Origin of the sequence: Paraburkholderia sp. RL17-373-BIF-A, assembly GCF_046030175.1 — a bacterium.
In the GTDB taxonomy this organism is placed as follows: domain Bacteria; phylum Pseudomonadota; class Gammaproteobacteria; order Burkholderiales; family Burkholderiaceae; genus Paraburkholderia.
On record NZ_JARESO010000029.1, the window covers coordinates 14,118 to 27,474 of the forward strand.

10 protein-coding genes and 2 pseudogenes are annotated in these 13,357 nt (G+C 59.7%); 7 read left to right on the top strand and 5 right to left on the bottom strand.

Annotation, left to right across the window (positions count from 1 at the left end; all coding sequences use genetic code 11):
* Positions 1-89 precede the first annotated feature (89 nt).
* The 4 genes and pseudogenes from P0D80_RS29800 (at position 90) to P0D80_RS29815 (ending at position 3,414) form a co-directional block, all read left to right on the top strand.
* A complete protein-coding gene (locus P0D80_RS29800) occupies positions 90-1,295 on the top strand; it encodes a phthiocerol/phthiodiolone dimycocerosyl transferase family protein (protein WP_408289108.1) in 1,206 nt (401 codons plus the stop codon).
* A 407-nt stretch (positions 1,296-1,702) separates the two neighbouring features.
* A pseudogene (locus P0D80_RS29805) lies at positions 1,703-1,987 on the top strand (SDR family oxidoreductase); the annotation flags it as partial.
* 207 nt (positions 1,988-2,194) lie between these two features.
* Complete coding sequence (locus P0D80_RS29810; RefSeq protein ID WP_408289111.1) at positions 2,195-3,010, top strand: alpha/beta fold hydrolase; 816 nt, start codon at positions 2,195-2,197, stop codon at positions 3,008-3,010.
* Positions 3,011-3,288: 278 nt separating this feature from the next.
* On the top strand, positions 3,289-3,414 hold the full coding sequence (locus P0D80_RS29815) for a hypothetical protein (RefSeq protein WP_408289114.1): 126 nt from the start codon (positions 3,289-3,291) through the stop codon (positions 3,412-3,414).
* A gap of 150 nt (positions 3,415-3,564) precedes the next feature.
* On the opposite strand, the gene P0D80_RS29820 is transcribed toward P0D80_RS29815, so the two are convergent.
* From P0D80_RS29820 to P0D80_RS51905, 3 genes and pseudogenes are all read right to left on the bottom strand, one after another.
* Positions 3,565-4,887: a TIGR00366 family protein gene (locus P0D80_RS29820; RefSeq protein WP_408179649.1), complete on the bottom strand. Its 1,323-nt coding sequence runs from the start codon at positions 4,885-4,887 to the stop codon at positions 3,565-3,567.
* Positions 4,888-5,722: 835 nt separating this feature from the next.
* The gene (locus tag P0D80_RS51900) at positions 5,723-6,043 is read right to left on the bottom strand and encodes an alginate export family protein (protein ID WP_459252765.1); all 321 of its coding nucleotides are present in this window, start codon (positions 6,041-6,043) and stop codon (positions 5,723-5,725) included.
* Positions 5,973-6,368 (bottom strand): annotated as a pseudogene (locus tag P0D80_RS51905) (alginate export family protein); the annotation flags it as partial. The gene P0D80_RS51900 and the pseudogene P0D80_RS51905, both read right to left, overlap by 71 nt.
* 186 nt (positions 6,369-6,554) lie before the next feature.
* Between P0D80_RS51905 and P0D80_RS29830 the strand changes: the two are divergent.
* From P0D80_RS29830 to P0D80_RS29840, 3 genes are all read left to right on the top strand, one after another.
* The gene (locus P0D80_RS29830; RefSeq protein ID WP_408179648.1) at positions 6,555-7,271 is read left to right on the top strand and encodes a transposase; all 717 of its coding nucleotides are present in this window, start codon (positions 6,555-6,557) and stop codon (positions 7,269-7,271) included.
* A 524-nt stretch (positions 7,272-7,795) separates the two neighbouring features.
* Positions 7,796-9,364 carry a flavin monoamine oxidase family protein gene (locus P0D80_RS29835; protein ID WP_408289119.1) on the top strand — a complete coding sequence of 523 codons (1,569 nt, stop codon included), beginning with the start codon at positions 7,796-7,798 and terminating at the stop codon, positions 9,362-9,364.
* Complete coding sequence (locus tag P0D80_RS29840; RefSeq protein ID WP_408289122.1) at positions 9,357-9,776, top strand: c-type cytochrome; 420 nt, start codon at positions 9,357-9,359, stop codon at positions 9,774-9,776. The genes P0D80_RS29835 and P0D80_RS29840 overlap by 8 nt, the downstream gene beginning before the upstream one ends.
* Positions 9,777-9,910: 134 nt before the next feature.
* Here the strand turns inward: P0D80_RS29840 and P0D80_RS29845 are convergent, their stop codons facing one another.
* Both P0D80_RS29845 and P0D80_RS29850 read right to left on the bottom strand, forming a co-directional pair.
* On the bottom strand, positions 9,911-11,116 hold the full coding sequence (locus P0D80_RS29845; RefSeq protein ID WP_408289125.1) for a hypothetical protein: 1,206 nt from the start codon (positions 11,114-11,116) through the stop codon (positions 9,911-9,913).
* A 23-nt stretch (positions 11,117-11,139) separates the two neighbouring features.
* Positions 11,140-13,269, bottom strand: a complete 2,130-nt coding sequence (locus P0D80_RS29850; RefSeq protein WP_408289128.1) for an alpha-galactosidase D — start codon at positions 13,267-13,269, stop codon at positions 11,140-11,142.
* Positions 13,270-13,357 lie beyond the last annotated feature (88 nt).

Below are 13,357 nucleotides of genomic sequence, written 5' to 3' on the forward strand. Positions count from 1 at the left end.
AACACTTTGATCGCCGACGTCAAAGCATCTACCAGGCTTCTACTACTGCTACGACTATGGAATCTTCGATGCTAAGACCGCTAGGTTCAATGGAACATATCTTTTGGTTACTGAATCGAAGTGCCGGTAATCAAATTGTCCTGGCTGCTGAAATCGAGGGCGAGACGACGTTGCGCGCGTGGCGCCAAGCACTTGACGCATTGCAACGCCGACATCCGCTGTTATCTACTGCGATTACGCTGAGTTCGAATGGTTTGCCCTATTTCGAGGTTCCCAGCGTTCAGGAAATCCCACTGCGTTTTGCCGCCGACGCGATGTGGGGGGAAAGAGCAATCGCAACAGAGTGGTTGGATAGCCAAATGGCAGACGAGTTGGCTGAGCCGTTCGACACTGAGTCAGCTCCGCTGATACGTGCGGTTCTTGCCCACTGCGAGCAGCGCTCTGTCGTACTGCTTGTCGGCAATCACGCAATATGCGATGGTCTTTCCCTGTCTCTGTGCTTCCGCGATCTGCTAAGAAGCCTCAACGGTGAACACCTTGAGCCGTTGCCGATTCCCAAATCGCTCGATCGGCTTTGTGGCATCTCGACCGAAACATCGCAGCCGGTACCACCTGGCGAGGGAATTCAATATCCTCGGGACACTCCACGCGTACATCGTGTGAAGCTCTCGGCCGACCTTACCGAGCGGATCCTACTGCGGGCCCGAGCTGAACATACGACCATGCACGGCGCACTGTGTAGTGCGATGGTACATGCTGGGTGGAACGCCTCAGCAGAGTGGCGGGAGAAGAGTTTGCGTATTTTCTCACCGGTGGACGTTCGCTCCGTTTTTGGCATTGGCGATGATCAATGCGGCCTCTTTCTCGCCAGTAGTTCAGTTGTGATCGAGCGAAACGCTTCCGAATCTTTCTGGGCAGTCGCCCGCCAAGCAACGCAGGGCTTGAACGTACCGGGTGCACGGGGTTCCATCTGCGCGCAAACTCAAGGCCAGCGCAAGTTGCTGAACAGCGGACTCGACGCCGTTGGAGCGGTAAAGATTCGACAAAATGCGCTTGCACGCGACATCATGCTGACCAACATGGGGCGCCTCCGTTTTCAAACGCAGATTGGCCGGTTCAAATTAACATCGATGTGGGGCCCCTTGGCGCTTTCCGGTTATCCCGGCGATCATACGGTGGGAGTGGCTACGGTGGAGGGCAGTGCTCACCTCACCCTCGCTAGCAGGAGCCCTTTGCCGTCAATGCTTGAGTTGGCCGAAGTTATATTGATTGCAGCTTCCAAAGATGCTGGCTAACGATCGTCGATCATTAGAGTGTGTGTAGCCGGCAAGATGGGCTTCGCCGATACTATCCGGTTGGCTGTCGTTTCCATCAGCGCGGCCGTCGCCGCTTTGAAAGGCCGCTACAGATCGAGGCTCCCCGATGATTGTCCACGATCCGGGCGGCAGCGGCGAACGTTTGGAAATGGCCCGGTTATTGCCTCTCGATACGTCGGGCGTAATTTCCCCGAGTGGGGAGTATCTACCTGTACTACTTGACGCACGTTCCCCGCGCGTTGCTTTGCATAGAGCTGGTTCCGAGCAACCCACTATCTGCTCAGCCAGCTCGGCCGGCTAGCCCTGCTCGCGATTCCTGGGAAGATCGATCCTGAGCAAACGGTCGGCCATAAACGCTCCGACATACAGCGTGTCGCCGGTCTGAACGCTACTCCGCGACGAAAGGTGCGGTAACTGGCATGACGCGTGCACTGGCAACGGATCTTGGCAGCCGGGAATTTACGATCAGTAACGTCCGGCCCGGACGAATCGATACCGTGATGAACCCGGCCAACGGTCCGATGGCCGACCAGATCCGGGGCTCAATTGCACTGGGCCGTTACGGATCAGGCGATGATATTGCGGGACTTGTCGCCTGGCTGGCAATCCCCGATGCGGCGTTCATAACGGGCACAAGTCTGAAGGTCGATGGGGCACAAGTGCTTGACTGATGGCTTCGGGCCGACTTGCAGCGGGGCCTATACGCGGAACTTTCCTCCCGTGCCTGCGGTCCAGTAGGACCGTGCCTCAGCAAGGTTGCGCCCCAGGAACATAACGAACCGATGGAATGCTTTGATCGGTTCAAGCGTTATTACGCTGCACTCGTTGCGACGGAGCGAGTCTGCCGCACGGAACTCGAAACCTCTACCTGATCAAACATGCCATTCATCGAAATTGAAGGAAAGCCGCTGCACTATCAGACTCACGGCACGGGATTCCCGGTGCTGCTGGGGCACAGCTACTTGTGGGATTCGTCAATGTGGGCGCCGCAAATCGACGCGTTGTCTCGCCACTATCAGGTCATTGTTCCGGACCTTTGGGGCCACGGGCAATCCGGGCGGCTCCCGGAGAATACGCGTTCGCTTGGCGATTTGGCCACACATGCGGGCCGCCTTCTGGATGCCCTGGGTATCGGACAATGCGCGATAGTCGGCTTGTCGGTGGGCGGGATGTGGGGGTCCGAACTCGCGTTGCGAGAACCGGGCCGTGTCAAGTGCCTCGTCCTGATGGATACCGACAGGAGCGCCGAACCCGATGCGACGCTCAAGCAATATTCCCAGATGTTCAACGCGATCGAATCGCTCGGCAGCATTCCCGCTCCAATGATCGAGGTCATCGTGCCTTTGTTTTTCCGCCGGGGCGCGACGCTAGACGGTGAAGTGCACGCAAAGTTTCGAAAAGCACTGGCGGGGTTCTCTGCGGACCAGTTGCGACAGTCGGTTGTACCGCTGGGCCGGTTAATTTTCGGGCGGTCCGACGCGCTTGCCAGTCTTGCCGGTCTTGATGCCGCCAGTACGCTGCTCATGTGCGGCGAACTCGACATTCCGCGGCCGCCAACCGAAATGGCACGAATGGCTGCGGTGATTGGCTGCCGGCAATTGCTAATACCCGAGGCAGGCCACATCTCGAACCTTGAAAATCAGTCCTTCGTCACTGACACATTGCTTGCGTGGCTTGGCCAGCATGTGGCGTAGCGGGCAGAGCGGCTGCCGATAAGAACGACGATATTCGGCCCGACAACGAACGTGGCGCTGTCGACCACATTGCACTGCTTGCCCAAGATTTCACACAGTTCCGCGCAAACTTCGAAAAGCTCGGCATGAGTGCGCGATAACAGAACCAGAACGGCAGTTCGAACTGGCAGACGCTCGTCCACGACCAGAATGGCAGCCTGGTCAGTATACATTCGGCCAGGGCTGCCGAGCCGGAATTACCAGTGCCAATCGAAGCAAAACGCCGTTACAGGACAAGCATGCAGTTCTTCAATCCAGCGGAATATTTGGCGTTGCAGGCGAGGGTTGCGCAACTGACCCGCAGCCCCGAACAGATCACAACAGATGGTGTTACGAAGCAAAAATCGCTGCGTAGGAAAATTTGACCCAATCGTTACGAAATCAATTCGGTCAAGGAATCTAGTGCCCAGCCGGCGAGCAGCAACGGCCCGATGTAGTTCATACGGAAGGACACGAAGCTTCGCAACATGCCTTCCTGGGCGCCCCACCTCGCTTGAGGCGGAGCGCCGACCTTCTCAGAACAGGTACATACCAGCCACAAAAATCACGCCTGAAAACAGAAGTGCCGTCACGCAGTAGCCCATGATGTCTCGAACGCCCAAACCGGCGATCGCAAGTGCAGGCAGTGCCCAGAACGGCTGCGCCATATTCGTCCACGCTTCGCCGTAGGCAATTGCCATCGCTGACTTGCCGAGGTCGGCGCCAAGTGCTTGCGCTGCCGGCATAACAAAGGGACCTTGCACCACCCAATGACCGCCGCCAGACGGCACCGCGAAATTGATAAGCGCCGAACTCAGGAACGCCAGAAGCGGGAATGTGTGAACGTTCGCGATGTCGACGAACCACTTCGTAATTACACCAGCCAGACCCGAATGGTCCATAAGGGCCTGAATGCCCGCGTAGAACGGGAACTGAATCATGATGGCGGACGCACCCCTGGCTGCACCGGCTACAGCGCGCGCATATGCCATCGGCGTCTTGTGAAGCACGATACCTGCTGCGAGGAACACGAGGTTCACGGTATCGATGTCAAGAACGAAGCCGTTCTTGACGAATCGGATTACCAGAAACACGGCGCACAGTGCCGCCACCAGGAGCGCCAGGATACGGCTTTCCTCCATCCTCTCCGCGAACGTCGCGTTAGGAGGAAGTTTGCGCTCGACACTCGGCGGGTCCTGCAAAAGCGCCGGGTCCACTGTGACGACGTCCTCCGGCTTCGGCATCATGAGTCTCGCCAGAATTGGCAAAAGAATAATGAGGCCGACGGTGATAAACGCGTTGTAGCCGGTGAATATGGTGTGCGATACCGGAATCAGACCTACTGTCTTCTCCATCGGATTGCCTTTGGTCGCGGCCACTAGCGGCACAGAGCCAGACAGGCCACCATGCCACGTCAGGAAACCCATGTAGGCGCTTGCAACGAGGAGACGGTAGTCCGTTCCGGGGACACGTCTCGCGACCTCGCGCGCAAGCATCGCACCAAGGACCAGACCGAAGCCCCAGTTAATGGCGCAGGCCACTCCGCCCACAAACGCCACCAGCATCACGCCTTGGCCGGGTGTACGCGCGGAGCTTGCGAGGGCGACCAACATCCGTTTGACCGGGCCTGAGCTCGCCAATGCGTGGCCGGTCACAAGAATCATCGCCATCTGCATCGAGAATGCGAGCAGATTCCAGAAGCCAGAACCCCATAGCATCACGAGGTCCGCGGGTGCTTTCGGCGTCAAACCAAGCGCGAGCGCGAAGGTCACGATGGTTAGGAGGATGGCAAAAATCAGGGGGTCCGGCAAAAACCTGTGCACCACCTGAGTAAAGAAGGCGGAAATTCGCTGAATCAAGTGTCTACTCCTCGTCACCAATATGAAGTCGGCCTACTGTCGTTGTTATGGCCGGTAAGCCGCGCGCGGCGATTCTTGCACACAACGAAAAATCCTGCAGCGACGAATGCCACGACTGTTACAGTGGGTAAAGACGGCATTGATTGATAGAGCCGTCCTCGGCAAACTTCGCGCCTTGGACAGACAGACGGGCTATCGTGAACCGTAGAAGCAGCGACGAAGACAAGCCGAGTTCGCACACGCGAGTACGCCACGAGAACGCGACGGCGCCGTCCCAATCGCCACTATCAGCGGCGATTCAGACCAAACTCATTGACTCACTACTGACAAGAGTGCTGTGGATTGCAGGCTTTTGGTTCGTCGAAGGTCGGGCGCATCGGGATGACGTCGTACACGAGCACGGACGTGAATTTCCGTTCTCGGCTATCGACATCCAAAGCAACTGTATGAGCGCTGGCCACTCTCGCCGGATCACGTCAGTGATACCGGCATCTTCGTAGTCGCGCGCGATGCGGATGTGATGGCGTCCCGCACAGTCTGCAACAGACTGTCTTTTGAAACCCGGAGACTATTGTCGACTTTGTATTCAAGTCAGCCACATTGATGCCGACACCTGGTGCCCCCGTCAGCAATCAGGCTGACATCATGGCGAACAGCTCGTTGTGGGGGCAATGCTCGAAGCTGAGCATCACGAGTGCATGAAAATCGCTTATTGAAACTGAGCCGCCGCGATGGCGAGTAGCCACCTTACGCTGTACCGAGGTCTGCGGCCGTCACGAGAATGCGAGCACTCCGCAATGCCCGACTTTTTCTGTCGGCCACCTCCAGTATTCGCCTAAGTCCGGGTTCGCACCGCTTCCAGCGCGAGCGCAACGTTCGAACTGACAAGCCAGTCGGCGCGAACCTGCCCATACATCCCGGTCCAGCGCGTTCGCTCCCCTTCCGTGCCGGGCACCACAGCCATGCCCTGACTGTAGATTGCATCGGCTGCGATCGCATGCCACTGGAAACCGCGCGCGGTAATTAACGTGACCTTCGGCGACACCTTGAACGTAATCGACGGCTTCACGTGCATCAGGTTGTAGCCGGCCGAAGGGCCGCGCATCCTGGAGTTGAAAGAGCGCCTGCACATGCTGACCGATGCGCGCGTCGGCATGCACTTCGGCGCGCTTGATCACGTAGCTGTCGGGCCTCGCGCTGCCGAGCCCGAAGAGCGGCGTATTGTTCAGTTCGAAGGCCTCGCGCAGGTTCGCGCCGAGCGACAGATACGTCGACGGATCGCTGCCGAGCGGGATGTACTTGGGCGCATCGGATGGCTTGCGCGGCACGCACGGATTCGCCAGCGCCGACCAGTCTTCCTGCCAGCGGTTCAACGACAGCGCCGACGGCTGCTCCGCAATGCATTGAGGCGCGGCGGCCGCGCCCGCATCCGCCGTGTTATTGGCGGCGAACGCGTTCGCGCCCTCCGTCAATCCGCCCACGGCGAACGCAGCGCACACATAAAAAAGACGCTGGCTACGATGGGCAAATCAACGAAAAGAGGCCAGAAAAAAGGCCTGTTCGTGATGTAAACGCACGCACGTGACCGATAGAATTTCGTTACGCACCGTCCCGCGTCCGATACCTGTCGGATCGCTTTCTCACATCGGATTTCCGGTTACTTCAGCATGACACGGCTTGCACGGCACTACGTCCCAGAACAACCTCAGCACGTTATCCTGCAGGGGCTCACGGGGCCCGCATTCCTGGACGAAGGAGACTACCTGTACTTCCTCGCCTGCCTGGCAGACGCAGCGCGCGTCGCCGATCTGGCAGTTCACGCGTGGGTCCTTATGCCTGACGCGGTACAGTTGCTCGTCACGCCTTCATACGAATCGAGCGTGGCCATGGCGATGCAGGCGGTCGGCCGTCGCTATGTCGAGACCTTCAACCGCCGCCATGGACGCCGCGGTACGGTGTGGCGTGGCGCGTATTGGGCAACAGTGATTGAGCCCGACCGGTATTTCCTGCTCGCGAGCCAGATCATCGATCAAGCGCCGGTGCGCAACCGCCTTGTGGCAGAGCCTGGGAACTACCAGTGGTCGAGCTACACACATCACATCGGAATGCGTGTCGATAGCTTCATCAAGGACCATCCACTCTACCGGGCGCTCGGCAATACGCCGTCCGAGCGCCATCAGACTTACCGCGATTTGGGCGCACGGCCCCTTGACGAACACGAGGTCGATAACCTGATGCAGTCGACGCTTAAGGGCTGGGTGCTCGGCAGCGCCGCGTATTGCGAGTGGGCGGCGCAGACCGCTAACCGGCGTTTGATGCCCCTGCTGCTGCGAGACCGGCCGTCCAAGGTTCGCACGACACGCGCCCTCGCAGACGTGGACTAATCAGAAGAAAAACAAGCAAGGAAACCTTGCTTGTTTGAGAGGTGCTACGTCAGGTCGGAGCGTTTCAATCCGCTTGGCTGGTGTCGCGAAACCACCCACCCCATCTCGTTCATCCTTGAACGCTGCCGTCTCGCGCGTCCTAGCGAGCCCGACCCACAAGGCGCAGTCGGCCGTCCTGATAACGGACAGTCGCGCGTGGTGACGAGAAACGGTTCATAGTTTTAATTCGCCTCGAGCCCTATTTCAGTGGAAATAGGCGGCCTCCTGACGTTCGCGCCAAAACGGGGGCGCGACGACCAACATCGCGCGCTCACCACCGGTGTTTCTGGTGTTCGATTCACGACGCTCGACGGGTGATCGCATAGAATGAACTAGTCCGTTGCAGTACGCCCCAACGCAATCCGCAAACATACGGATCCAGATGACTCGAGCCTTACGATCTGGGATGCCATTGGATTTCGTTTGCCATCGTCTCTCTCCAGTCGGGGCACCACGTCCTTATGTCGAGAATGACCACAAATGCGATGAGCCGCCGGCACCTGCTGACGCTGATCGGCAAGAACCTCGGCGCAGCCGCCATGATGCAAGGCATGGGCACGCTTGGGTTCGCCGCTACCTCGACCTATGCCGGCCCGATCAGACTCGACGGCGCACCCAAAGGAACGCGAATTCTCGTGCTCGGCGCGGGCATGGCTGGCCTCGTCGCGGCCTTTGAGCTGAGGAACGCGGGCTACCACGTGCAGGTGCTCGAGTACAACGACCGCGCGGGTGGCCGGGCCTGGACTGTCAGGGGCGGTGATCGTTATACAGAACTCGGCGGTGCCACCCAGGACTGCGATTTCGCTGACGGGCTTTATCTGAACCCGGGGCCGTGGCGCATTCCGTATCACCACCAAGGCGTACTCGACTACGCAAGACGCCTGAAGGTGTCGCTCGAACCGTTCATCCAGGTCAATTACAACGCATACCTGCATTCGACTGAGGCTTTCGGTGGCAAGCCGCAACGATTCCGGGCGGTACAGACCGACTATCAAGGCTATATCGCCGAGCTGCTTTCCAAAGCAATTCGCAAGGATGCACTCGACGATGCGGTGTCAGGCGAAGATGCGCATCTGCTACTCGAATCCCTGCGCGAATGGGGTGCGCTCGGTCGGGATGGCAGCTATCAGGCAGGCCGGCGAAGCAGTGAACGCCGCGGATTCGCGACCGCGCATGGCGGTGGGCTGATGCCCGAGGCCGTCCCGTCGGATCTGCTCCCGCGCGACCCCTTGCTTGCATCGCGTTTGTGGCAATGGCTCTCGTCTGGAAACGAGCAGGACTTCCAGAGCACCATTTTCCAGCCTGTCGGCGGCATGGACAGGATTGCCCATGCGCTTCATTCGCAGATCGCGAGCGCCGTAGTGTTCAACGCTAAAGTCACGGCTATCTTGCAGGACGAGCAAGGCGTCACAGTGCGCTATACCGATACGACCACCCGGACCGAACGGAACGCGCACGCGGATTGGCTGGTGTGCACCATTCCGCTCTCGATTCTGAGTCAGATCGACATTGCGGTCGGTCCGGCCATGCGCGCCGCGATCGATGCGGTGCCCTACGAGACATCGGTGAAAATCGGGTTGCAATTCGGCCGGCGATTCTGGGAAGAAGACGAGCAGATCTACGGCGGCATCACGCAAACTGATCTGCCGATCTCGACGATCGGCTATCCGGCAACAGGTTACGGATCGACCGGTCCTGCGGTGCTGCTTGGCGCCTACATGTGGGGGCCCGCCAGCTATGAGATGGGTGCGCTGCCCCCTGCCGAACGGATCGCGGTGGCATTGAGCCAGGGCAGCCAGATTCATCCGCAGTACGCGCGCGAGTACCAGACCGGCTTCGCGATGAGCTGGAGCCGATCACCGTTCACGAATGGCTGCTTCGCCGCATGGACGGATGCGTTGAGAAAAGCCCATTACGCAAATCTCTGTCAGATCGACGGACGGATCGTCCTTGCCGGAGAGCACGCGTCCCATATCCCCGCATGGCAGGAAGGCGCCGTGCTGTCGTCGCTGGATGCGATCAACCGGTTGCATCGGAGAATCGTCAATGGATAGGCCGACGCTGATCCTCGGCGCGATGCTGATGGCCTTGCTGATGGGAGCCGCGACAGTGTCGGTTCAGGCCGTGGCACAGGAAGCACCACGCACTTTCACGATTTCGCCGGGCTATCGCTTCACCGAAAAAAGCGGCGAAGCGCTTTACAACGCTACCTGCGCGGGATGCCATATGCCGGACGGAAAAGGCGCACAGGGCGCGGGTCACTACCCGGCGCTCGCTGATAACCCGGCAGTCGAAGCGGCAACCTACGTCATCGTCAACGTCCTGCACGGCCGGAAGGCGATGCCATCATTTGGCGACGCGATGAATGACGATCAGGTCGCTGCTGTCGTCAACTACACGAGAACCCATTTCGGCAATCGATTTGCCGCAACTGTCACGCCGAGCGAGGTTAGAGGTTTGCGCTGAGTTCACGTGGCATGGCTATCGCCAGGCCGCTTTCCCGCACCCTTCTCCACTCGCTTCACGAGACTTATGGCACGATGTACCCGGGTCCGTTTCAGCGCGGCGATGGTGCCGAGTGGTACGGAGTGATCCGTTCGTCAATTCGGCAGGCGCCGCGGAAGATCCGTGACGCGCGGCCCACAGAATCGGGAGTGTCCGAGGCACGATGCGAGCGCCTGCTCGCCGAACCATTTCTGCGTGTCCAGGTTGTAGTGCACGCTGCCGTCCCCACCGCCTAACGCGCCGCCCTGGAAAATACCGAAGCCGGGCGGCTGTCCATTCCAGTCCGGCGACTGCGACGCATCGACGAAACTGAAGACGCGAGGATTCGCGTCGATGAAGCCGCCGAACACTTTCTGCATCGACGCAAGCGCGGCGGGATTATAAGGCGAGACCGCGTTGGTGACGTTGTCGTAAGCGGTCGACAACGGCTTCACGATCAGCACCGGAAAGGTCGAACCCACCGCAGCAAAAAAACTGCTGAAGAGGTAGGCGTAATTCTGGGGCGCGCGATGAATCGTCGTTGCGTTGCCGGCCGAATTCAGCGGTGCAGCTTCTGCCTCCCACTGGTTCCACTCCAGGCCGAGGATGCGCGGTTTCTTGCCGGTCGCCAGAATCTGCTTCAGGCCCAGATACATCATGCGGCGCGCGAACGGTGCAAGCGCATACGTCGGCGTCTTGCTTGCATCGAGCATGGGTTGCCAGAGATTAACCCCATGCACCGTCCAGCCGCAGCAGCCGCTGAACGCGTCGTCTGCGACGTCCACGCCCTGGCTGCCCCAGCCGATATGAATGATGTACAGATCGGGCAGCGGCTCGCCTGCATTGATCGCCGACTGCCACGCATACGCGGCGAAATTGGCGGCATTTCCGCTGCCGCCGTAGTAGCCGAGATTCATGTCGGACGACGTGCTGTCCGACCAGTTCACCCAGGACACGTGATCGATCGTGGATATCGGCTGGGTAAATGGCGCACCCGTCCCGTCGGCGTTACCGGTGATGTTCCCCCAGCCGTCGTTGCGGATGCCCCATACATTGGGCGCCGGCATCCCGCCGGTGCCCGCGCCTGCACCCGAGGCTCCCGTCAACGTCAGATCCGCGGGCAGGCCGTTAAGACCGGCACTGTTGCTCTGCCCCATCACGAACAGGACCGCCACTTCGTCGTGACGGAATCGCGATCCTTTCTCCCACGATTGCGCCGCGGCGGCATTCGGTTGGGCCGTCGCGTCGGCGGCAACGGACACCTGCGCCCCACTCGCTGCCAATACGAACGGCAGCGCAATCCGCATCAAGAAGTTCTTCATGCCTGTCTCCATGGATCGTCGGTTCACTGTTTGGCCGGCTGGCTGACGGCCTGGCCCAGGCCGTCGATATCGGGACCGTAGTTGCCGGAAATCACCGAGAACTTGATGGTGTTGGCCGCACCGGCTTTTAGCGGGACCGTGACCTGAGCACTCGACAGGATCGGAAAGTCCCAGGTGCCTTCACCGGGAAACTGCACGGGAACCGGTGGGCCATTGTTGACGCTCACGCTCATTGCACGAGGCGAACCGCCACCGTCGTCCGCGCTGATATACACCACGGGGACCGCATACTCGCCATCGGCAGGCGCCACGATTCCGTTGAACTGGAGGCTCGAATCCGAGTTCACAAAATTGCCGACCTTTTCGTGGCCGTTGCATATGTTGCATGCCTGGACTGCCGCATCCTGAATGATGTTGGTGGAGCTTTCCGCTTCATAGGCGATGGGCGGCAATGCGGGTCGCGGAGCGGCGATCAGCGTCACCTTGCCGATCGACGGAGCGCGGCGGCCCTTGTCCGGAAGAACGAAAGTCAGCTTGTTGCTTCCAGGCACGAACGGCATGTACAGCGTGACGGTGCCCTGGGCCTGTCCGGTGGTAACGGGCAGCTGGATCGTCGTGAGTACGCTGTCGTTGAGAATCAGCGGCACCTTCAGCGAAGACTTTCCTTCGTTCCGGTACGTCACGTCGATGTACCCGCCCGCGGTTGCATTCACCGTGTAGCGTGCTACGCCGTCTTCATGTGTGACCGGTTTGGCCGGGTGGATTTTCGATGCATCGTCCACGCCGGCGATGGTCAGCATGACGGAGCCGCCGGCCGGAACAGCGGACACCGTATACCCCGATGTGTGCGAACCAAGATCCTGGTGCGCCCAGATATCCCGCACGCTGGCCGAAGCAGCGGCGTCCAGTCCGAGATCCTTCCAGTTCACCGTGATCGAAGCGGCAGACCCGGTCGTGTTGAGCAGAACTACCGCACGGCGACCTTGACCGGCGAGCAACTTGGCCCACACGCCCAGACCGTTCTGCGGCACCGCGACCCGGATCGCCTGAAGGCCACGCGGGTCCTGATCGACGGCGAGCACCTCCGGATTGGTCAGCGTCGCCATCGTTGCCGGGCTGACCGGCGTCGTGAAATCGAGACCCAGGATAAGCGGCGCACCGGAAACGGCCCACAGGCTCATGTGCGTCTGATCCTGCGCGGCGCTCAGACCGAACCCGGCAAGCATCATGTCCGCATCGTTATAGACACCCGTATGTTGCGCTTCCGGAAACAGATTGCCGTAGAAATTCTGGTTCACGATTCTGGAAAAATCCGGCGTGCTTTGATGACCCGGTGTACCGGTGTCATAGGTGATGTCCTCGGTCGTTCTCCACAGATCCGCGACTTGCCCCCAGTCATACGATCTGCCCGTCTTGTCGGTGTGAAAACTGTTCGGATTGATGCTGTAGACGATCCGCCGATTCACCGCGGCACCCGCACTGTCCAGCGCATCGCGCATCTTTCGGAAACCGGCCACCTGATCGTCGACGGTGCCATCCGGCGAGCACCAGTCGTACTTCACGTAGTCGACGCCCCACGCCGCGAATGTATTGGCATCCTGAACTTCGTGCCCAAGACTGCCCATCGGGTTGGTGTGCCCAGGGTACAGATTGTTACGCTGAGCACAGGTTTCGGCTGCGGGCACTTCATACATGCCGAACTTCAGACCTCTGGCGTGAATGTAGTCGGCCAGCGCTTTGATGCCGCTCGGAAACTTCACGGGGTCGGCAACTAGATTGCCTTGCGCATCGCGGGATGGCGCGAACCAGCAGTCGTCGACGTTGATATAGCTGTAGCCCGCTTTCATCAACGGACCGTCTTTCTTCAGGCCGTCGGAGATAACGTCCGCGGCCGTTTTCACCAGATCCTCGGTGATATTGCAGCCGTACGCATTCCACGACGCCCAACCCATAGGCGGCAGTGCAATCGACCTTTGGGCCTGAGTTTGCGATGGCCCGCCTTGTGCGGAAACGTTCGCGGAGTTGGCCGCGGCCTGCATGACGCTCGCGCCGTCGGAGGAACCTTGCTGGTCGCCGCCGCAGCCGGACAAACCGAAAACCATCATGATGCTCGCGAAAAACAGATACACCTGTGTGCGACCCAGGATCTTCATGATTTTCCTTTGTTGAAAAATGAAACTGGGACTTCCGGGTAAACTGCTGTGCGGCGTCTGTTTCGGGCTGCCCGGCCGCTTTGGGGAG

Excerpts from the sequence above, each read along its gene's own strand:
- P0D80_RS29845 (WP_408289125.1), bottom strand. The coding sequence starts at position 11,116 with ATGAAGAACTTCTTGATGCGGATTGCGCTGCCGTTCGTATTGGCAGCG.
- P0D80_RS29835 (WP_408289119.1), top strand. The coding sequence starts at position 7,796 with ATGAGCCGCCGGCACCTGCTGACGCTGATCGGCAAGAACCTCGGCGCA.
- P0D80_RS29850 (WP_408289128.1), bottom strand. The coding sequence starts at position 13,269 with ATGAAGATCCTGGGTCGCACACAGGTGTATCTGTTTTTCGCGAGCATC.
- P0D80_RS29815 (WP_408289114.1), top strand. The coding sequence starts at position 3,289 with ATGCAGTTCTTCAATCCAGCGGAATATTTGGCGTTGCAGGCGAGGGTT.
- P0D80_RS29800 (WP_408289108.1), top strand. The coding sequence starts at position 90 with ATGGAACATATCTTTTGGTTACTGAATCGAAGTGCCGGTAATCAAATT.
- P0D80_RS51900 (WP_459252765.1), bottom strand. The coding sequence starts at position 6,043 with ATGCCGACGCGCGCATCGGTCAGCATGTGCAGGCGCTCTTTCAACTCC.
- P0D80_RS29840 (WP_408289122.1), top strand. The coding sequence starts at position 9,357 with ATGGATAGGCCGACGCTGATCCTCGGCGCGATGCTGATGGCCTTGCTG.
- P0D80_RS29830 (WP_408179648.1), top strand. The coding sequence starts at position 6,555 with ATGACACGGCTTGCACGGCACTACGTCCCAGAACAACCTCAGCACGTT.
- P0D80_RS29810 (WP_408289111.1), top strand. The coding sequence starts at position 2,195 with ATGCCATTCATCGAAATTGAAGGAAAGCCGCTGCACTATCAGACTCAC.